At 71.4% G+C, this 20,506-nt stretch carries 17 protein-coding genes and 1 pseudogene; 17 read left to right on the top strand and 1 reads right to left on the bottom strand.

Features of this window, described 5'->3' with window-relative positions; translation table 11 throughout:
• Window positions 1–8 precede the first annotated feature (8 nt).
• The gene (locus tag BGP73_RS07310) at window positions 9–938 is read left to right on the top strand and encodes an ornithine cyclodeaminase family protein (protein ID WP_069812743.1); all 930 of its coding nucleotides are present in this window, start codon (window positions 9–11) and stop codon (window positions 936–938) included.
• Between the two features lie 15 nt (window positions 939–953).
• Window positions 954–2,411: a short-chain fatty acid transporter gene (locus tag BGP73_RS07305; RefSeq protein ID WP_079127285.1), complete on the top strand. Its 1,458-nt coding sequence runs from the start codon at window positions 954–956 to the stop codon at window positions 2,409–2,411.
• A 179-nt stretch (window positions 2,412–2,590) separates the two neighbouring features.
• On the opposite strand, the gene BGP73_RS07300 is transcribed toward BGP73_RS07305, so the two are convergent.
• Window positions 2,591–2,953 (bottom strand): hypothetical protein, encoded by a 363-nt coding sequence (locus BGP73_RS07300; RefSeq protein WP_069812742.1) that lies wholly within the window; start codon window positions 2,951–2,953, stop codon window positions 2,591–2,593.
• A gap of 271 nt (window positions 2,954–3,224) precedes the next feature.
• Between BGP73_RS07300 and BGP73_RS07295 the strand changes: the two genes are divergently transcribed.
• From BGP73_RS07295 to BGP73_RS07220, 15 genes and pseudogenes are all read left to right on the top strand, one after another.
• Window positions 3,225–4,052 (top strand): helix-turn-helix transcriptional regulator, encoded by an 828-nt coding sequence (locus BGP73_RS07295; RefSeq protein WP_069812740.1) that lies wholly within the window; start codon window positions 3,225–3,227, stop codon window positions 4,050–4,052.
• Between the two features lie 571 nt (window positions 4,053–4,623).
• Entirely contained in the window at window positions 4,624–6,492 is a 1,869-nt protein-coding gene (locus tag BGP73_RS07290) for a WD40 repeat domain-containing protein (RefSeq protein WP_079127282.1), read from the top strand.
• Window positions 6,493–6,566: 74 nt separating this feature from the next.
• Window positions 6,567–7,142 (top strand): GTP cyclohydrolase II, encoded by a 576-nt coding sequence (locus BGP73_RS07285; RefSeq protein WP_069813031.1) that lies wholly within the window; start codon window positions 6,567–6,569, stop codon window positions 7,140–7,142.
• Window positions 7,139–8,116: a formylglycine-generating enzyme family protein gene (locus BGP73_RS07280; RefSeq protein WP_069812737.1), complete on the top strand. Its 978-nt coding sequence runs from the start codon at window positions 7,139–7,141 to the stop codon at window positions 8,114–8,116. Before BGP73_RS07285 ends, BGP73_RS07280 begins: the two co-directional genes overlap by 4 nt.
• Window positions 8,113–9,177 carry a pyridoxal-phosphate dependent enzyme gene (locus tag BGP73_RS07275; RefSeq protein WP_069812735.1) on the top strand — a complete coding sequence of 355 codons (1,065 nt, stop codon included), beginning with the start codon at window positions 8,113–8,115 and terminating at the stop codon, window positions 9,175–9,177. The genes BGP73_RS07280 and BGP73_RS07275 overlap by 4 nt, the downstream gene beginning before the upstream one ends.
• On the top strand, window positions 9,158–9,865 hold the full coding sequence (locus BGP73_RS07270; protein ID WP_079127281.1) for a class I SAM-dependent methyltransferase: 708 nt from the start codon (window positions 9,158–9,160) through the stop codon (window positions 9,863–9,865). Before BGP73_RS07275 ends, BGP73_RS07270 begins: the two co-directional genes overlap by 20 nt.
• Before the next feature lies 1 nt (window position 9,866).
• Entirely contained in the window at window positions 9,867–13,334 is a 3,468-nt protein-coding gene (locus tag BGP73_RS07265) for an ATP-grasp domain-containing protein (RefSeq protein WP_069812731.1), read from the top strand.
• A gap of 11 nt (window positions 13,335–13,345) precedes the next feature.
• Window positions 13,346–13,906 carry an NADPH-dependent FMN reductase gene (locus BGP73_RS23010; protein ID WP_069812729.1) on the top strand — a complete coding sequence of 187 codons (561 nt, stop codon included), beginning with the start codon at window positions 13,346–13,348 and terminating at the stop codon, window positions 13,904–13,906.
• 10 nt (window positions 13,907–13,916) lie between these two features.
• A complete protein-coding gene (locus tag BGP73_RS07255) occupies window positions 13,917–14,873 on the top strand; it encodes an isopenicillin N synthase family dioxygenase (RefSeq protein WP_069812727.1) in 957 nt (318 codons plus the stop codon).
• Window positions 14,874–14,878: 5 nt separating this feature from the next.
• On the top strand, window positions 14,879–16,216 hold the full coding sequence (locus BGP73_RS07250) for an ATP-grasp domain-containing protein (RefSeq protein WP_069812725.1): 1,338 nt from the start codon (window positions 14,879–14,881) through the stop codon (window positions 16,214–16,216).
• Window positions 16,213–16,725 carry a serine O-acetyltransferase gene (locus BGP73_RS07245; protein ID WP_069812723.1) on the top strand — a complete coding sequence of 171 codons (513 nt, stop codon included), beginning with the start codon at window positions 16,213–16,215 and terminating at the stop codon, window positions 16,723–16,725. The genes BGP73_RS07250 and BGP73_RS07245 overlap by 4 nt, the downstream gene beginning before the upstream one ends.
• Complete coding sequence (locus BGP73_RS07240) at window positions 16,722–18,005, top strand: MFS transporter (RefSeq protein ID WP_069812721.1); 1,284 nt, start codon at window positions 16,722–16,724, stop codon at window positions 18,003–18,005. The genes BGP73_RS07245 and BGP73_RS07240 overlap by 4 nt, the downstream gene beginning before the upstream one ends.
• The gene (locus BGP73_RS07235) at window positions 18,002–18,448 is read left to right on the top strand and encodes a VOC family protein (RefSeq protein ID WP_069812719.1); all 447 of its coding nucleotides are present in this window, start codon (window positions 18,002–18,004) and stop codon (window positions 18,446–18,448) included. Before BGP73_RS07240 ends, BGP73_RS07235 begins: the two co-directional genes overlap by 4 nt.
• Window positions 18,438–19,615, top strand: a pseudogene (locus BGP73_RS23480) (dihydrofolate reductase family protein). The gene BGP73_RS07235 and the pseudogene BGP73_RS23480 overlap by 11 nt, the downstream one beginning before the upstream one ends.
• Window positions 19,612–20,466, top strand: coding sequence for a carbon-nitrogen hydrolase family protein (locus tag BGP73_RS07220; RefSeq protein ID WP_069812712.1), 855 nt, complete (start codon window positions 19,612–19,614; stop codon window positions 20,464–20,466). Before BGP73_RS23480 ends, BGP73_RS07220 begins: the two are co-directional and overlap by 4 nt.
• Window positions 20,467–20,506: the final 40 nt, after the last annotated feature.

The following is a 20,506-nucleotide window of genomic DNA, read 5'->3' as shown; positions in this document are numbered from 1 at the left end:
GACCACCCGTGCAGTTCTTCGACGCCGCCCAGACAGCAAGGCGGCTGTACTACGAGGCCCTCATCCCGGCCCTGCGGTCCGGTATGACCGCCGATGCTGAAGTGCCGCCCCGGCAGCACTACTCACTGGACGCCGCACAGCAGGCCACCCTGCTGGTGATGCCCGCCTGGAACCGCGAGTTCCTCGGGGTGAAGCTGGTGGACGTCTTCCCGCGCAACTCCGAGCGGGGGCTGCCCGCCCTCTCCTCGGCCTACGTCCTGGCCGACGGCGGTACGGGACAGCACCTCGCCGTCATCGACGGAGGTGAGCTGACCCGCCGGCGCACGGTCGGGACGGCCGCGCTGGGGGCGTCCCTGCTGTCCCGGGAGGACTCGCGGGTCCACCTGATCGTCGGCACCGGGCACATCGGCAGTGCGGTGCACGACGCCTACGCCGCAGTCAGGGGCGGTATCGAGAGCACTCTCATCGCCGACCCCTACAACCCCGCCGGCGCACGGGAACTCGCCGGATCCCTGGCGGAGCGGGGGGTGAGGGCCACCGCGGTCGACGATCTGCGGACCGCGGTCGGACGGGCGGACATCATCACCACCTGTACCCTCGCCCGCGAACCGGTCATCCGCGACGAGTGGATCGCGCCGGGGACCCATCTGGACCTGATCGGTAGTTTCCGCCCGGAGATGCACGAGGTCGACCCCTCGCTGCTGGGCCGCTCCACCGTGTTCGTCGACCACGAAGCCGCGCTCACCGAAGCGGGCGAGATCGTGACCGGCTTCGCCGAGTCCGTGCTGACCCGCGAGGACATCGCCGCGACCCTGCCCGAGCTGTGCGCGCGCACCACCCCCCGCACCCGCGGGGACGACGAGATCACCGTCTTCAAGACGGTGGGCACCGGCCTGGCCGATCTCATCGCCGCCGTAACCGTCTACGCGAGAACGTGACCCTCTGGAGTTCTGATGCTGGCAAAGAAAGCCCAACTCGATCCAGGTGATGACCAGGCGACAGGGGACGACACCGGGGCGCTGTCACGTCTCGCCGTCCGGATGTCGAACTTCTCCGAAAGGTGGTTCCCCGAGGCGTTCGTCTTCGCGCTGATAGCTCTCGTCGTCGTGACGGTGAGCGCGCTGGCGATCGGAGCCACCCCCGCCAAGGTCACCCACGAGTTCGGAGAAGGGTTCTGGGACCTGATCCCCTTCGCCATGCAGATGGCGTTCGTGGCGATCGGCGGGTACGTGGTGGCCACCGCACCGGTGGCGCGCGCTCTGATCGTCCGGATCGCGTCGCGTCCGAAGACCGGGCCGGGAGCCGTCGCGCTGATCGCCACCGTGAGCACCGTCAGCTCGATGTTCAACTGGGGATTCAGCCTCATCTTCGCCGGTCTCCTCGCCCGCCAGGCGGCACGCCGGGCCGAGCTGAACCTCGACTACCGTGCGGCCGGGGCGGCGGCCTTCATGGGCATGGGCAGCGTGTGGGCGTTGGGGCTCAGCTCCTCGGCGGCCCAGTTGCAGGCCAACCCGGACAGCATTCCGGACAACCTGTTGCCCATCACCGGCGTCATCCCGTTCCGCGACACCATCTTCCTGTGGCAGTCCATACTGCTCGCCGCGATCCTGATAGTCCTGGTGGTCACGATCGCCTACTTCTCCGCACCCCGGGGGAGGCAGGTGCGCAGCGCGCGGGACCTCGGTGTCGACCTCGAGACCGCCGAGGAGGAACTGCCGCCCCGGTCCCGGCCCGGTGAGTGGCTGGAGTACAGCCCGCTGCTGACCGTGCTGGTGGTGGCGCTGGGTGCGGGTTGGGCGGTGCAGGCCTTCACCGGCTCGGATCCGATCATGACGATCTCCGGCCTGAACACCTACAACCTGCTCTTCCTGATGCTCGGCATGCTGTTGCACTGGCGGCCCCGCAGCTTCCTCAACGCCGTGGCCAAGGCCGTACCGGCCACCAGCGGTGTGCTCATCCAGTTCCCGATCTACGCGGCGATCGCCGCCGTCATGACCCGTGCCACCAACGACGCGGGCCACTCGGTCGCGGACTTCATCAGCCAGGGCTTCACGGCGGTGTCCTCCCTGGCGCCCTTCGCCCTGGTGGTCGGTATCTACTCCGCAGTGCTCGGCTTCTTCGTCCCCTCCGGAGGGGGAAAGTGGCTGGTGGAAGCGCCTTATGTGATGGACGCGGCGAACGACGTGCAGGCGAACCTCGGGTGGACCGTGCAGGTCTACAATGCCGCGGAGTCGTTGCCGAACCTCATCAACCCCTTCTGGATGCTGCCGCTGCTGGGCATCCTGTCACTGCGCGCACGCCATCTGGTGGGCTTCACCTTCCTGCAGTTGATCTTCCTGGCGCCGGTCGTGCTGACGTTCCTGACGGTGTTCTCCTACACGCTCGGCTACGCACCGCCCGCCGTTCCCTGACCGGGGACGCGGGCCGGAGACCGCCGCGCGAGGCCGGAGTACGATCCTCGCCGGCGGGGAACTCGGCACCGGCCCGCCCGGTGGACGCGGGAAGCCGCGTCCACCGGGCGGCTGCTCGTCGGCCCCTCAGCGGACCGGGCGGGTTCGCTCCCGGGGGTGGGAGCCGGGCCGCCGCCGGGTCAGCACTTGGTGGAGACACCCCCGGTCTGGTTCCCCCTGAGGAGGCCACCCCAGATGTAATTGCCGTCGGCGAGCCGCACCCACTTGTTGTGCCGGATGTTGTTGGCGTCGACCCAGCCGCCGGTCAGCCAGCAGACCGCCTGGAACTTCTGGTTCGCCTTCACCTTGTAGGCGATGTGGTAGTCGGTGGACGGTCCTCTCCGAACGTTGCCCTGGACCCAGGTGGTGACCGCCTTGGCCCGGATGGACATCGACTTCGCCGGGACGGTCGTCTCCGCCGCGGCGGCGGTGGCGCCCAGGGCTCCCGTCAGGGCGGCACCGGCCGCGGTCAGGACCAGTGCGCGTTTGAAGGTGTTGAGCATTTCTCTCCTGTCCGGATTCTGCCGTGCTTTGACACCCCATGCGGCGAGGCCGCATGGCGTCTCCTGCTCCGGAAGTCAGCCGGCCCGGCCCCGAGCCCTCTGCTCCTCGGCCCGCACCTCTCGCCGGCCCGGCGGCGTTCTCGGTACCCCGCCTCCGCTGGCCCGCCGACGAGTTTCAGCTGATTTCTCAGGAGTGACTCTGCCCTGTCCCCTTTTGTTCCACCATGGGGAGAAGTGCGTATGGACAAGGAGAGCCCGGGGGACTCGACGGATGCTGAAGCGCGACTACGAACGGTTGCTGGATCTCGCGGTACACGTCCTGGAGGGCGGGGGCCGCCCGGACTCCGTGCGGCACCGGGTCCTGGAAGAACTCGCCTTGGCACTACGCGGGTTGGTCATCGTGGTGAAGGACGAGGAGTGGTCCGAGGACCGCGGCCGCGTCTCCGTCCGGCGGCCGGGCGGGCGAGCGGAGCTCCGTCTCTCGGCCGAGACGGTCCGCCATCTGCGCATCGGCCGTCCCTTCGCCGAGCACTACTCGAAGACCGCTGACCGAGGCCCGGCGGTCGCACACGCCATCGGCGGGCACCGGTGGTCGGACAGCGAGACGGCGAACGTGCTGCGCAGGGCGTTCGGCACCAGGGACATGCTCTGCCTGCCCCTGAACGGCCCTTCCGCCGTGGTCCGCGGTTTCCTGATCCACCGTGACACCCGGTTCACCCGCAGGGACGTCGCCTACGCCCGGCTCGTACAACCGTTCCTGTCCGCCGTCTCCGCCCATCGAGCACGTCTGGCGAACCGGTCCCTCAGTCCCGGTCGGAGCCTCAGGCAACCGGACCCGGAGGCCCCGTCGAGGGCGGCTGTCCTGACACCCCGGGAGACGACGGTCCTCCACCTGCTCGCCGAAGGCCTGTCCGCGTACGCCATGGCCCGCAGGCTCGCGGTGTCGGTGCGCACGATCCACAAGCACCTGCAACGGCTGTACCGGAAACTGGGGGCGACAGACCGGCTCGACGCCGTCCTGCGGGCGCAGCGGACCGGACTCCTGCCCCACCGCGAACCCGTACGGCCTCCGGCGCTGTCCCACAACCACTGCTCCTGACAGGTGTCAACACCCCGGAGAGCTCCAGCCCTGCCGGGGACGGGGAATGCGATCGCTTTTGGCCATACCGAACCGGGGCGGTCGAACATCTGTCGAAACCTCGTGCGGCAGAGCTAGGGTCCACACCCGTGATCGCCAACTGCTTGTGAACGGGTTCCCTGAGCGCCGGTCCACGCAGGTTGGCGGTACCGCAACACCTCAGTGGCGGTGCCGGATCCAACGGTGTCTCTGGTCTGACAGTCGAACGGGGAGGTCCATGTGCGTGCTGGTGGCGGTGCACACCTTGAGCGCAAGCCACATCGCGCCGTCTCACAAGCCGAAGCCGTACGGCCGAAGGGCCGTCCACTCTGATCTGATCCGCAAGGCAGCCGGTCTCCTGGCCGGGCCCTCCTCTCGACGGTTCTGGTAGAGCGCCAGCGGGCGCATTCCGGATCCCCTCACCACTCCCTGGTGCAGCCCTACTTGACGTGTCAACGGCAACAGAGTCGAGCAGCCTGATCCGCGATCGCGACGGGTGCTGAGCACGCCTGCACGCATCGCGCCCAACACTCCGGAGAGGTCAGAAGTCGTCATGCGTCCCATAGATCTGCCTCGCACCGAATCGGGGCACGCGGCCCCCATCACCCATGTCGGCCTCCGCAACGACGCCCGTCGGCTGGCGAGTTGCTCCTACGACGGCACGGTCATCGTCTGGGACATCTCAGACCCCGCGCTTCCCGTCCGCTCGGCCACCCTGCGGCACCGACGCCTGGTCAACGCTTCCGCGTGGAACCCGGCGGTGCCGCAGTTACTCGCCACCGCCTCCGCGGACAAGACCGTCGCGCTGTGGAACGTGCCCGACGACGGGCCGGCGACCCTCGTCAACGTGCTTGCCAGACATACCGACGACATCAACTCCGTGGCTTGGCTGCCCGACGGTGAGCGGCTGATCTGCGTCTCCGAGGACGGCCGGGCCACCATGTGGGAGGCGGCCGCGGGCCGCTTCCTCCGCGAGGTGGGCTCCCACGAGGCGCATTGCATGATGGTCTCCGTCAGCGTGGACGGCATGGTCGCCACGGTCGGGGAGGACGGCCTCGTGGCGGTCAGCGACCCGGACCTGGACGGTGAGCCCGCCGTCCGGAGATACGACTCCTCGATCGAGGGCTGCGCCTGGTCCGGCAGCGGCGACATACTCGCCGTCGCCCGTGACGACGGCGCCGTCGACCTGCTCAGCAAGAAGCTGGAGCATCTGCGCACCATCGAGGTCTCGACCTCCGCCGCCCGCTGTGTGGCCTGGTCGGAGGACGACACGCGGTTCGTCGTCGGGGCCTACGACGGCTCGCTGCACTTCTTCACCGCCGACGGCGAGCTGGTCCACCGGGTGGCGGACGCCCGGCTCTGGCCGCGCTCGGTCTCCGCCGCCGGGGGGCTCGTCGCGGCGGGCAGTTTCCGTAGCAGCCCCCATATCCTCGACTTCGCCACCGCCACCGAGATCGCGGGGCCCGCCGAGGCGACGCACGGCCCCAACGTGATGGCGGCCGGCGGCGAGGAGCTGTTCATCGGCTGCGACTCCGGCACCGTGGTGGCCCTCGCCCACACCGATCCCGCTGAGGAGCCGCGGGTGCGCCTCCTCGAACTCACCGAGGGACCGATCCTCTCCCTCGCCGTCCGGGACGGAGTCGTCTACGCGGGCACCTACGCGGGCCATGTGGTGCGCTACGACGGCGACCGCCTGATGAGCGAGCAACTGGGGGCGCCGCTGCCGTCCCTCTGCTTCGACGGCGGGCTGCTGGTCGCCGGCACCTACAACGGCGAGTGCATCACGCTGGCGCCCGAAGACCTGGCGGTACGGGAACGGCGGCAGGCCCACGGCGGTTCGGTGAAGTCCCTGGCCCCGCTCGCCGGTGCGGGCTTCCTCTCGGCGGCCACCGACCGCACCGTGGCCGGCGGTGGTTTCGGTGACCGCGCCACCCTTTGGGAACACGGCAACCTGGTCAACGCGGTAGCCGCGCTGGGCGGGACGGTGGCCGCCAGCGCTTCCCGCGACCACACCGTCAAGGTCGGCAGACTCTCCCGCACCCCCGAGGGAACCCTGCGCGCCGATGGGGTCCAGACCCTGATGGGCCCGGACGAGTCGGTGAAGTGCGTGGCCCTGCTGGGCGCCCCCGAGGCTCCCTTCGTACTGGCCGGCTCCTACGACTTCGGCCTGTACGTCTGGCCGGTGGACTGGAACGCCGGCCCCTCCGTGCTCACCTCCGGGCAGGTCCTGGACGAGTTCGGGCAGGGGTTGTCGTGCATGGCGGCACTGGACGACGCGTCGGTCGCGGTGGCCGGCTGGGACGGCCGGATCGTCGTGGTCGGCCACACCGCCGGCGACGACCTCCCGAGCGTGCGCCGTTCGTGGTGGATCCAGGAGCTGGTCGGCGGGGCTCGCGCCGCCGCGGTGAGGCGGGCGAAGTGACCCTCACACATTCCGAGGCGGCGGGTGCCGAGGCAGCCGGGCCGGTGACGGTGCGCGCCCGGGTGGCCATCACCATGGCCCGCGTCGGCGGCAAGCGCGCCGAACTCGTCACCTTCGACGGACTGCCGGACGAGGGCGAGCACGTGGCGTGCGTCCTGCCGCCCGAACCGGGGCCCGACCCGCTGGTCCGGCTGCACAGCGAATGCCTGACCGGCGACCTCCTCGGCTCGGAGCGGTGCGACTGCGGTCCTCAGCTCGACGAGGCGCTGACGCTGATCGGCAAGGAGGGCGGGACCGTCCTCTACCTGAGGCAGGAGGGCCGTGGGATCGGCCTGTACAACAAGCTCGACGCCTACCTGTTGCAGGACCGGGGCGCCGACACCTTCGAGGCCAACCGGATGCTGGGCCGGGGCGACGACGAGCGGGACTACGGTGTCGCGGCGGCGATGCTGCGCGCGCTCGGCCAGACCCGGATCCGGCTGCTGACCAACAACCCCGACAAAGTCCGCCAGTTGCGGGAACACGATGTCGAGGTGACGCAGGTCATCCCGACGCACGTCCACATCACCTCGGAGAACTCCTGCTATCTCTCCGCGAAGGCCAAGGTCGGCGGACACACGCTGAACACGTTGGAGGGCGAGCTCGCATGAGACTCATCGACGTCGCTGACTCCCCCCATTTCCAGGAGCACGCGGCGCTCGCCGAACCGTCCCGCGTGCACCCGGCGGAACCGCGGGACCTGATCGGCCGGGCCACCGCCCCCGCCGGGCTGGTCGCACGGCTCGAGGACCCGGCCGCGCCGCTGGCCGAACGGCTGGCCGCCGGCGCGGTGCTGGCCGTGACCGGGGACCCGCGGCTGACCGGCCGGACCCCGGCCACCTGCTTCGTACCCGGCGCGGAGACGACCGACATCGGTCTGCCACCGGAAGAGGTGGACACCGTGGTGGAACGGTGGGCCCATGTCGGGGTCGTGGCCTCGTGGATCGAGAAGGAGACCCCGCGGCACACCGTTTCGGTGCGGGACTTCTGGATGGCCACCTACCCGGTCACCAACGGCGAGTACCGGCACTTCCTGGCGGACACCGGGCACCCCAGCCGACCGACCACCTGGTACCTCGGGGCGTACCCGTGGGAACGCTCCAACCACCCGGTCGCCGGGGTACGGCCGGAGGACGCCGACCGGTACGCGCAGTGGCTGACCGAACGGACCGGCCACCCCTGGCGGCTGCCCACCGAGGCCGAGTGGGAGCGTGCCGCCAAGGGCGACGACGGGCGCGAGTTCCCCTGGGGCGACGACTTCGACCCGGAGGCCTGCAACACCCGTGAGACGGGAGTGCACACCACCACCCCCGTGGGCGCCTTCCCCACCGGCCGTTCCCCCTACGGGGTGCACGACATGGGTGGGAACGTCGAGGAGTACGTCGCGGACGACTACGCCCCCTACCCGTCGGGACCGTTCGTCGAGGACCACCTCGTCGAGACCATGGGCGGCTACCGGGTCGCCCGCGGCGGCAGCTTCTCGCGCTTCGGCGATCTGACCCGGACCCGCCGCCGCCACGGCGCCTTCCCTGGGCCGCTGTACCCGGTCGGCTTCCGGCTGGCGACCAGTGAGCGGCCGTCATGAGGGGCGCGGAAGAGCGGGCGCCGCTGCCGCACATCACCGCGGCCCTGGCGAGCCGCGCTCCGGACGCCACCGAACTGCGATCGCTGTCCTTCGCCGAGCTGGAAGCGAAGGCGCACACGGTGATCCCCGAACTCGCCGCGATACGCGACACCATCGGGGACACCCCCTTGGTGCCGGTGCCCAGCCTCCGGAGACGGGGCACCGTCTGGCTCAAGCTGGAGTCCGCCAACGACACCGGCTCGATCAAGGCCCGGACCGCCTACGCCCTGCTGTGCGGAGCGGCGGCCCGGACCGGCTCACGTGAGCTGCGGCTGGCGGAGTACTCCAGTGGGAGCTTGGCGTTCGCGCTGGCCGAGTTCTGTGCCAAGCTCGATCTCGACCTCCACATACTGGTTCCGCACCACACGCCCGAGACGGTGTGTGCCGGCCTGCGCCGCGCCGGGGCCGCCGTCAGCAGGGCGGAGGAGGGAACGGGGTTCCTGGGCGCCATGGACAAGGCCGCCCGAGTGGCCGAAGCGGAGGACCGCCATCTGCTGCTGCAGCACTGCGCGGCGGAGAACGTGGCGATGCACCGGCAGTCGACCGGCGCCGAGACCGTACGGCAGTTGCAGTCCGCACAGGTACGACCGGTCGCCCTCGCGTCCTGCGTGGGCACCGGCGGCACCGTACTCGGCATGGCGCTCGCACTCCGGGAGGTGTGGCCGGAATGCGCCGCGCTGGCGGTCTTCCCACAGGAAGGGCCGTACGCGGATCCGCTGCCGCCGAGCAGCGCGCCGCGGATGAAGGGCACCGGCGGACTCGGCTACGGGCTGCGGCAACCGCTGCTCGCCCCTCACGAGGCCGGTCTCACCTTCCGTGAGATCTCCCACGGGGACGCGCAGCGGGCCATGCGGACACTGCGTTCGGAGCACGGGATCGCGGTCTCGGGCAGCGGCGCCGGTGCCTGGCTCGCGGCCTCGGAGGAAGTGGACGGTGCGACGACGGCCGGCAGCGCTGCCATCGCCGTCGTCGCCTCCCGCGGCACGATGGAGGAGTGGGCCGATGCCAGCACCATCAGGTGAGACCCCCGTGGGCCAGGAGCCCGGGACGGTACCGGACGGTCACTACTCGGCGTACCGGGAGCAGGTGCGGGACTCGTTCCAGCAGTGGTACGGATCGGGCCGTGACTCCTGGAGCGGTGGGCCGATCAAGTCCCGGGTCACCGAGTTCATCCTGAGCACGGCGCCGCCAGCCGAACCCGGCCGCAGGCGCCGGGTCCTGGACATCGGCTGCGGTCGCGGCCACCAGACGGCGGAGCTGGCCGAAGGGCTCGACGCGGACACCGTGGGCCTGGACCTGCTCGACGTATGGGCGCCGCCGCCCGTCACCCGCGGCTCGCTGCGGTTTCGGCAGGGCGACTTCCTGGGGTTCCACGAGGGGCCGATGGACATGCTGGTGGACAGCGGCTGCCTGCACCACCAGCGGCGGCAGGACTGGGAGCGGTGGGTACGGCACGGCGGCGCCCTGCTGCGGGAGGGCGGGGTCTGGACGGTGAACATCTTCCTCAGCCCGGACGGCGACGTGGTCGACAAGCGGTTGCCGGACGGCCGCTCCAACTGGTGGCTGACCGAGGAGCTGGTGACCGAGTTGTTCACCGGATGCGGCTTCGACCCGGTGGCGAGACAGGAGGTCGACCGGAACTTCCAGTACGAGGGGCACTGGCTCAGATATCTGACGCTGGCCTTCTCCCGTATGGCCGCGGGGAGTTGATGTGCACATCCTCATGGTGGAGACCACCCGCCCGCGCGGCTTCGACTACCTCGAGGAACTGGCGGCCGCCGGCATGGAGGTCTCCTTCCTCACCGAGGACCTCGGCGGCTACGCGGGCACCCAGGGCTTCGAACGGCACAAGCTGGCCGCGCGGGTCGTCGAACTCCCCGAACTGCGGCGCGGTGAGGGCCTCGTGCCGCTCCTCCGGGACCGGCTCGGGCCGCACCCCGTCGACGGGGTGCTCTGCGTCCTCGACGACTTCCTCATCGCCGCGGCCTGCCTCGCCCGCGACCTCGGGGTGCCGCACGAACGGGTGGAGACCGTCCGTCTGCTCAGGGACAAGGCAGCGGTGCGGGAGCGGTTGACGGAAGCCGGTGTGGGCACTCTGCGCTGGCGCCGTGCCGACACTCCGGAGCAGGCGTTGGCGGCGGCCGCGGACATCGGCTATCCGGTGGTCGTCAAGCCGGTGGCCGGGCACGGCTCGGTCGGCGTTTCGGTGCTGTGGAACGACGCCCAGGCCGAGCGGGTCCTGGCGTGCCCCCGGGAAACCGGGCGACTGCTGATCGAGGAGTACCGGGCGGGCCGCGAAGTGGCCGCCCAGGTACTGGTCCAGGGCGGGCGTCCGCACCTCTACGGCTTCGGCGAGCGCCTCCCCTCCCCACCGACCAGCACGGTGGAGCCGGGCGGGCACTTCCCGGCCCGGTTCGAGCAGCGCGGCGCCGTCCGCCGGTTCGTGTCCGACGTCGTCCGAGCCCTGGGGATCCGGGACAGCGCACTGCACATTGAGCTCCTGGTGACCGCCACGGGACCGGAACTCATCGAAGTGAACGGCCGGATGGCCGGCTATGTGATTCCGCGGCAGATGGGTATCGCGCTGGGTCGTTCCATCCCGCTCGACCTGGCGGCCCTGTGCACCGGCGAGCCGGTTCCCCCACTCGGAGAGCCGGTCTCCTACGTCGCACTGCGCAACCTGTGCAGTGATCGCGGGGGCACCGTCCGCGCGGTCGACGTCCCGGGCGGCCTGCCCGAGGGGGTGACCGATCACTGGATCAGCGTGAAGCCGGGCGACCGGGTGGCGCCGACTTCCTGCAACGCGGACCGCCTGGGGTACGTGCTGGCCGAGGGGGACACCGCGGCCGAGGCGGGCCACGCCGCCGACCGGGCGTTCGGAAGGATCCGCGACGGACTGTCGCTGGACGAGGAGCACGGGGCGCCGACGGCTCGGGACGAAGCCGCCGGGGGCGAGCGGGCGGAGCACGGACCCCATGTGGTGCTGCTGCTGGACGCGGACCCGGACGGGCCGCGGCCCGAGCGGATCCTGGACGCGATCGGCGGGTCGACCGGCCATGTCAGCGTGTTCTGGTGCGGCCCCGGCGAACCGGCGCCCGACCTGCGGGAGCGGTGGTCCCGGCGCTCCGCCGGGACCTGGTACGACACGCCCGGCCGGGACGCCGCGGAAGCAGCCCTCCGCAGTGCGCGGGCGGAGCGCCCGGTCGCCGCCGTCGTCACCTTCACAGCAGGGCTGCAGGCGTTACGGGATCGGCTCGGCTCCGCGTCGCCCGAGGACGCGCGGCAGCCGCTCGATGGGGCAGAGGCCGCGCGGCGGGCCGTGGCGGAGCCGCCACCGCGCGGCCACGTCGTGCTCTCCTCGGTCCACGGCGGTCGGGTGAGGCATCTGGACGTCCTGGAGGACCTCGGCACCGATGCGGAGGGGCACCGCACGCTGTGCCGGCCCACCTCGCTGGCGGAGCCGGGGATCGAGGCCCTGCACCGCGCCGCGGAAGAGGCGGTGACGGCCTCCGGCATCGGTGCGGGGGTGGTCCGCTGTCACTTCGGGGGCGATCCGGTCGGGGCGTCCGGGGCGCCCGTCCCGGACGCCGTGCTCCCGGGCCTGGACGAGGCCACCCACGCCCTCTACGACACCGCGCACACCCGGGACCTGGTGACCACGGCGGTCGACGCCGCACTGGGCCGCCCGGAACGCCGTCCCGCTCCCCGGGCGGGCGCCGCGGTGTTCCGCTCCCTCGCCGCACCGGCCGGGGCCTTCCGGGTGGTGGCGGCCAGCCCGGCGGCGGAGCTGTTCGACCACCCGGAAGTCGGCTACGTGCGCGCGGCGTTGACCGCCGGGCAGGTACGGACGGAGAACGACCGGGACGCCCGGATGTGCTACACCGTGGCCGGTCAGGACCTGTCCGGCTGCCTGGCGGTCACCTCCAGGGTGGAAGCGGCCCTGGTGTTCCGGCACCTCCCCCTCGACCGGACCCACGTCGCGATCATCGATCGGATCGGCGCCGCCACCTGGACGAGGGAGGACGGCACACCGCTGCTTCCGCCGGACCGCTTCCGGGTCAGCGTGCTCAGCGGAAGCCCGTCGGTGAAGGAGTCGAAGGCGCGGCTGGACCTCGCACTGCACACCGATGTCTTCGACCATGACGCGACCGCCGGAATCGTGGCGGAGCTGCACCGCACCCATCCGGTCCACCGGATCGCCGCGGCCTCCGAGCGGCTGCTCGCCCCGGCGGCGGCGCTGCGGAAGGAGTTGGGGCTGCCGGGGGACTCCCCCCGCTTCACCCGCGGCCTGCTCGACAAGGCCGAGATGAAGCGGCTGGCGCGCCGTGGCGGCATCGCCCACGCCGAAGGACGTGTGCTGTACGAGCCGGCCGACGCGTACGAACTCTTCGAGGAGTACGGCGCCGTCGTGATCAAGCCCAGGAGCCTGTCCGGCTCCCAGGGCGTGGCGATCTGCGAGGACCGCCCCTCGCTGGACCGGTGGCTGGAGCGGCGCTTCGTCCCCGGGAGGTTCCTCGTGGAACGGAAGGTCTCGGGGCCGATGTGCCACATCGACGCCGTGGTCCACGAGGGAGTCGTCGCCTGGGACGTCTCCCTGTACCAGCAGGACAGCCTGGCCTTCACCCGCGGGCAGCCGTTCTCCTCGAAGACCGTCGACGACCCCCTGCTCCGCCGGCGGGCCGAGGCCCTCCTCGAACAGACCGTCGCCGCCTGGGGGATCCGGTCGGCGGTGCTCCACATGGAGGCTTTCGTGGAGGGGGAGCGGCTGGTCTTCTGCGAGGTGGCGGGGCGTCCGGGAGGGGCCGGGATCATCTCCGCCTTCCAGGTCACCCGCGGTATCGACCTGCGGCACGCCAAGATCCTCATCGACGCCGGCGAGGACCCCGGGACGCTGCGGCAGGAGCCCGTGGCGCGCCACGCCGGCTGGACGGTGCACTACTCCTCCGGCGGCGTGCTGGCGGAGTACGACGACTCCGCGGTGGCCCCGTACGCCTACCACCGCACGGTCAGCACCGAGATCGGCGGCCGGACGACCGCCTCCGCCTTCTCCGGGACGGGGCTGAGCACCCATGTCTTCGCGGACGACTCCAGCGACGAGATCGGCCGCCTGATCGCCGCCGCCGAGCGGGAGATACGAATCACGTTGCTGCCGGCAACCCCGCCGTCCGTGACGGGCTGAAAGGGACACCATTGAAGATTCTGGGAATTCTGGGAAGCGCGTCCAAGGAGTCCTCCACGCGACTCGGCCTGGAGGCCCTGGCACAACGGGTTCGCGGGGCCGGAGCGGAGTTCCAGACCGTCGACCTGGCGGTGGAGTTCCGTGAGCCGCACGACATCGGCGACTACTCGGAACCGGATCCGCTGCGACAGACCGCCGCGGTCCGGCAACTGGTGGCGCAGGCCGACGGCATCATCCTGGCGACCCCCGTCTACCACGGTTCCTACAGCGGTCTGCTGAAGAACTTCCTGGACCACCTGAAGGGCGACGCCTTCGCCGGCAAGGCGGTGGGGATCCTCGCAAACGGCGGCGGACCGCGCAGCGCTGTGGCCGCCTGCGACCAGCTGCGCGCCGTGATCCGCGCCATCAGCGGCTGGGCCGTGCCCGGCCAGGTCGCCACCACCGGTGCGGACTTCACCGACGGGGAGCCTAACGACGCCATCACGGGACGCATGGACGCCCTGGTCAACGACGTGCTGATGTTCACCGAGGCCCTCCGTGCCCACACCGGCACCGGGCGCGGGGAAGGTTGAGAGGCGACGCATGCTGCACGAGATAGACATCGACGGCAAGGCCGACTCCGCCACCGTGAAGGCCGCGCTGGCGGACGGCTTCTTCCTTGTTCGGAACGCCGTTCCGAACAATCTGCTGGATGAGGCCTACCGCCTGTTGGAGGAGTTCTTCTCCCTTACCGCAGAGGCGAAGAAGAGCGCTCGCGTACCCGGCAGCAACGGCCAGTCGGGCTACACGCCGCCCCTGGTCGAGACCGCGGAGAAGTCCGGCAGGACCCCCGACTGGAAGGAACTCTTCCACTGGGGTGCGCCACTGCCCCCCGGACATCCACTGCGCACCCGCTATCCCGGGCGCTACCCGGAGCCCTGTATGCCGGATGCCCTGGTGCCGGGGATCGGGAAGACCCTCTCGGAACTCCACACCCGCATGAAGCAGTTCCAGGTCAGGGTCGTCGGCACCATCGGGCAGGCGCTGGGCGTGCGCCCGGAGTACTTCGAGGAGATGCTCGAGGACGGGCCGGTGGTCAACCGGGCCGCCTGGTACCCGCCGATGGCCGGGGCCCCGTCGCAGGACCACATCTGGGCCGTCGAGCACCAGGACTTCGACCTCATCACCGCACTGCCCCGGGCGACCGCGCCCGGACTGCAGGTGCTCCACCGCGACGGTGAATGGCTCGCCGTGGACGCGCCCGAAGGGTACGCGGTCGTCAACGTCGGCATGGTGCTCGAGCGGCTCACCGACGGGCTCGCCAGAGCGGCTGTGCACCGCGTGGTGGCCGATCCGCAGCAGTCCGGCGGACGGCTCTCCATCGTCCAGTTCTGCCACCCCACGCCCTGGACGGTGCTCACCCCGCTACGCCTCGCCGGCACCGGCGACGCTCCGCAGAGATTCCCCAGCCTGACCGCGGATGCCCTCTTCGAGCGGACGATGTACCGGATCAACCGGCTCGACGCCCAGCAGGCGCCCGACACCCAGCAGACGAGGTGAGTGACATGCCGGACACCCCCCTGGAGGCGGTCCGACCGGGCGACGGGCCGCCCCACCTGCTGCTCGTCGTTGGCATCGGCGGCCTGCCGGCCCCCGACGCCCTGCTCACCTGCCTGACCGTCACCCCGCGGGTCAGCGTGGTCTTCGTGACCGCCTGGGCCGACCCGGCGCCGGTCCGTACCCTCTGGGAGCAGCGGGCGGCAACCGGGGGCGGGCGGTTCCTCGCCGTGCCGGACCTGGAGAGCGCCGTGACGGCAGGGGCCGCCCTTGACGGAGAACTCCCGCTCTCGGGCGTGGTGACCTATTCCGAGGTGCTGCTGCGGCCGCAGGCGGAACTCGTCCAGCGGCTCGGGCTGCCGGGGAACAGCGTCGAGGCGGTGTCCATCGCGCAGTCCAAGTCCCGTCAGCGCGAGGTGTTCAGCGAACACGGGGTCCCGGCACCCCGCTTCACCAGGATCCTCGGTGAGCGGGACATCGCCGCGGCCGTGGCGGCCGTCGGACTGCCCGCCGTGCTCAAGCCCTCGCTCGGCGCCGGCAGCAAGAACGTGCGTCGGGTCCAAACCCCCACCGAGCTCACCGAGGCGTACCGGGCCGCGCGGGCCAGCAAGACCGCTTTCATCCAGCGCGACGAGGCCTTCCTGCTGGAGGAACCGCTGCCGGTGGAGGGGCGGGAGGGCTCCCCCTACGCGGACTACGTCAGCGTGGAGTCGCTGCTGTTCGGGGGGAAGGCCGAGCACCTGGCGATATCGGACCGGCTGAGACTGCGCCACGGGTACGTCGAGGAGGGCCTGGTGGTACCCAGCCACCTGCCCCCGGCCCAGGCGGCGGAGGCCATGGCCTGCGCGGAGCAGGCCATCGGCGCCATCGGGCTCACCCACGGCGCGGTCCACACCGAGATCGCCCTGACCCCGGACGGCCCCAAGGTCATCGAGGTCAACGCGCGGGCCGGCGGCCCCACCCCCAAGATGCTGATGACCGCCGCCGGGTACGACTTCGCCGCAGACATCGCCAGGGTCGCCCTCGGCCTGTGCCCGGCGCCGCCGCCGGACTTCACGGGAGTCGCCTGGTTCCGCTTCGTGCCGATACCGGAGGGGGACTGGCGGGTCGTCTCGCAGCGCACGGCGGAGGAGGCCCGCCACAGTTTCCCCGAGCTCACCCAGATCTCCCTGCGCTTCAGGCCGGGGCAGTCGGCCAGTCCGAACAACACCCAGCATCTGGCCTCGTTCACGGTACGCGGCGACACGACTGAGGAGGCCGCCGCCACGGCCGCGGCCGTCGAACGCTTCCTCGACATCACGCTGGAACCGGCGGAGGCCGAGAACGCCCCGGAGGACGGACGTTGAACGGTCGACCCCCCGGTCTGCTGCGTCTGGTGCGGGAGGACCTGCGGGCGGTTCTGGAGCGCGATCCCTCCCGCACCAGCCTCGTGGAGGCGGCGTTACACGCGCCCTGGCACGGGCTGGTGCTCTACCGGGTGGCCCACCGGCTCTACAAGGGCGGACACCGGCTCGGACCGGGGGTGCTCACCTGGCTCGGCCGGGTCGTGTCGGGTGTGGAGATCCACGCCGGTGCGCGGCTGGGCCGGCGGGTGTTCATCGACCACGGCTTCGGAGTGGTGATCGGCCAGACCTGTGTCATCGGTGACGATGTGACGCTCTACCACCACGTGACGCTCGGCTCCCGAGGGTGGTGGCAGGACGACGGACGGCGGGCGCAGCGTCACCCCAAGATCGGCGACCGGGTGACGATCGGCGTCGGAGCGTCGGTGCTGGGCCCGGTCACCATCGGTGACGACGTCCGCATCCGAGCCCACGCCCTCGTCCTGAACGACACCATGAGGAGCGATCGTTGACGGCTTCCCAGCATCGGCCCACCGCGCCGGACGCGGACGGCCGCCCGGTGCGCCGCATCTACGCCGTGGGCTTCCTGGACGCCACGGGCCTCGGCATGTACCTCGCCTTCTCCGCGATCTACCTGAACCAGGGCGTCGGCATGTCGAACTACGACGTCGCCCTCGTCCTGGGCACCGCCGGCGTGGCATCGCTCCTCGGAGCCATCCCGATAGCCCGGTTCGCCGACCGCTGGGGGCTGCGGCGAGCCCTGACCATCCTCTTCGCCGCCCGCGCCCTGTCCTACGTCGGTCTGGCCCTCGCCGGGAGTCTGTGGACGGCCATGGTGGCCGCCGCCTTCGGCGGTCTGCTCAACCGCGGTATCGGTCCGCTCGTGCAGTCCGCGCTGATCGTGGGCCGGAGTCAGGCGGAAGCCGTGGCGCCGCTGGCCCGGCTGCGGGCGCTGCGCAACGCGGGCATGGCCATCGGGGCGCTGCCAACCGGAGCGGCGGTGGCCGTCGGCGAGGAGTGGGCGTACCGGACGATCATGGCATCCGCGGCCACCATCTTCGTGTTCTGCGCGGTGACCGTGGTGAGTCTGCCCAGGGAGGCGGAGAGCGCCGGTTCCCGGCGGCCGGGCAAGCCGGGACTGGTCGGCAACGGCCCCTTCCTGACGATCACCGCGCTGTACGGCGCGTTGACCCTCTCCGCCATCCTCCTCGGCGTGGGCATGGCGCTTTGGATCACCCAGCAGACAGGGCTGCCACCGTGGATAGTGAGCGTCAACTACATCCTCAACACGGTGCTGGTGGTCTTCCTCCAGACCCGTATGGCCCGTGGCTCGGAGTCACCGCTCCGGGCCCGCCGGATGATGGCCGGCGGCGGGGTGCTGGCGGCCGCCGGGACCGCCGCGGCGCCCCTGACCGGGTGGGGCGGCGGCTGGGGGCCGATCGCCGCCACCATCGTCGTGGTGGTGCTGATGACCGGGGCGGAGATCTACGTCATGGCCGGAGCGACGAGTCTGGCGCTGGTACACACGCCCCCGGAGCACCGGTCCACCTACCTGGCCACCTTCAACCTCGGTTTCGGGGTGGCGACCGTCGTCGGACCGACGCTGATCAGCATCAGCCTGGACCTCGGCGCCGTCGGCTGGCTGGCCTGGACACTGTTCTTCTGCCTCGCCGCGGCCGCTTGCCGTACCGTGCCGTTGACTCCCCGCGAGTCCGGTGCGACCGCCCGTGCGGGCGGGCAGCGCACGGGGGGCGAGCCGGTACGACGAGAACCAGAAGGAGAGAAGGCGTGATCGAAGCAGGTCAGACGATCCGTATCGCACGGCCCTCCGCCGATCTTGCTGCGGCGGAGCGTTTCTACACCCGGGGGCTGGGGATGAGCGTGCTCTTCAGGGCCGTCGGCGACCCGGCTGCCGGGACACACGACCTGCTGATGGTGGGCCCTCGGGACGCGCGGTGGCACCTCGAACTGACCGTCGGCACGCGCGAGACGGTGCGGCCCTCGCCGACCCCGGAGGATCTCCTGGTGATCTATCTGGAGGCCCCGGTGAGCCAGGAGTTCGTCGCCCGGGCGGCGGAGCACGGCGGCAAGGTCATCCCGGCGCACAACCCGTACTGGGACCAGGGCGGGGTCACCATCGCCGACCCCGACGGCTACCGGATCGTGCTGACGGAACGCCGTTGGGGATCGAACACCCCGCTGCCGGACGAGCCCGGAAGCCCCGATGGTCCCTGACCGGCCGGCCGCCGCCCGGCGGAGACCACGGGTGATACTCAGCGTAGCGGTGTCGCTGGACGGCTACATAGACGACGCCACCCCCGAACGCCTGCGGCTGTCCAGCCCGGAGGACTTCGACCGGGTCGACGCCGTCCGCGCGCAGTGCGACGCGCTTCTGATCGGTGCCAACACCCTGCGCCGGGACAACCCCCGGCTGCTGGTAGCCGACGAGCGGCGCCGGGCGGCCCGTGCCGCCCGGGGCCTGCCCGCCCACCCGCTGAAGGTGGTGGTCAGCGCGAGCGCCGACCTCGATCCCGGGCTGCGGTTCTGGCACTGCGGCGACAAGAAGGTCATCTACACCTCCGCGGCACCGGACGGGCCGTCCGCCCGGTTCGGGGGCCTGGCGGACGTGGTGGCGGCCGGTACCCCACTCGACCTCGGTGCCGTGCTGGAGGACCTGTGGAGGCGGGGCGTCCGGCGCCTGATGGTGGAGGGCGGCGGCACGATCCACACCCTGTTCCTGGAGGGGGACCTGGCCGACGAACTCCATCTCGCCGTCGCACCGGTGCTCGTGGGCCAGCGGGACGCGCCTCGGTTCCTCCACCCGGCCCGGTTCCCCGGCGGCACCGGCCGCCGTATGAGGCTCATCGACACACAGCAGTTCGGAGACACCGTGCTGCACCGCTACGACCCGAGGGGCTGGACCGCATGACTTCGGCGGTTACACCGGAGGACCGTCAGTGGTTGACCGAGGCGGCACGGCAGGCGCACCTGTGCCCGCCCTCGGAGAGCGCCTTCAGCGTGGGAGCCGTCATCGTGGACGGTTCGGGGCGCGAGTTGGCCCGCGGCCACAGCAGGGACACCGACCCGCTCGTACACGCCGAGGAGTCCGCGCTGGCCCGGCTCCCGTCGGGGGATCCGCGGCTGCGGCAGGCGACGCTCTACAGCAGTCTGGAGCCCTGCTCCCAGCGGGCGTCCCGGCCGTGCAGCTGCACCCAGCTCATCCTGACGGCGGGAATCCCCCGAGTGGTGATCGCCTGGCGGGAGCCGGAGAACTTCGTCGCCGACTGCCAGGGCAAGGCGATCCTGGAGAGTCAGGGCGTCACGGTCCTGGAATGCCCCGAGGTGGCCGCGCTGGCCAAGGCGCCGAACGGGCATCTGCTGGGGGGCGGGGGAGGCCTTTGACCGAACCGCACCGGTGGGAGGTCCCCTCCGCCCCGCTGCCGCTCGCCGTCCTCCAGACCGAGGCGATCCCCGGGGATCTGTTGGGGAACGCCCGCCGCGCGGCGGGGATGGTGTCCCGAGCCGCCCGCCGGGGCGCCCGGGTGGCCGTCCTGCCCGAACTTCACCTCTGCGGCTACGACCTGCCGACGCTCCAGGCCGACCCCGAGGGCTGCGAGATCACCACCGAGGTGGCGGGCGCCGTCACCGATCCGCGACTGGAGCCCCTGGTCGAGGAGGCCGTGCGGAGCCGTACCGCCGTCCTGGTCGGCGCGGCGGTACGGAGGCTCGACGGAGCACTCGTCAACTGCCTTCTGGCGGTCGAGCCCCCGGGAACGGTCTCGGTGGTCTACGAGAAGCGGCACCTGTGGCACGCTGACGAGTCCAGGATCTTCACCGCGGGCACCGGCGGCGACGGACTGCTGGAGGTCGGCGGATGGCGCCTCGGGTTGGCGATCTGCTACGACATGTCCTTCGCCGCGCACGCGGGAGCCGCCGCACTCTCCGGAGCGCACGCCTATCTGTGCCCGAGCGCGTTCGTGGTCGGCGCCGAACGCCGGGCCGCTGTGTACATGCCCGCCCGAGCGCTGGAGAACACCGTCTACAGCGTGTACGCCAATGCGGTGGGCGGTCCCGCCGACCGGCCGGCGGGCGGCGCGAGCGCGGTGTACGCACCGGACGGCCGCCTGGTGGGCGGAGCGGGCACGGAAGGTGAGGAGATCGTCGTCAGCGAACTGGATCCGGAGCGGATCGCACAGGTCCGTGGCTTTCTGCACATGCTCGCGGAGAGGGCGTCCGCGGCGGAGGCCGTCTGAACCGGGGCCCCGCCCCGGGACGACAGCGGCCCGTACTCCG

The sequence above is a fragment of the Streptomyces sp. TP-A0874 genome (genome assembly GCF_001748085.1).
Classification (GTDB): domain Bacteria; phylum Actinomycetota; class Actinomycetes; order Streptomycetales; family Streptomycetaceae; genus Streptomyces.
Note: the sequence above shows the minus strand (reverse complement) of the source record. Positions and strands in the feature narration are given on the sequence as shown.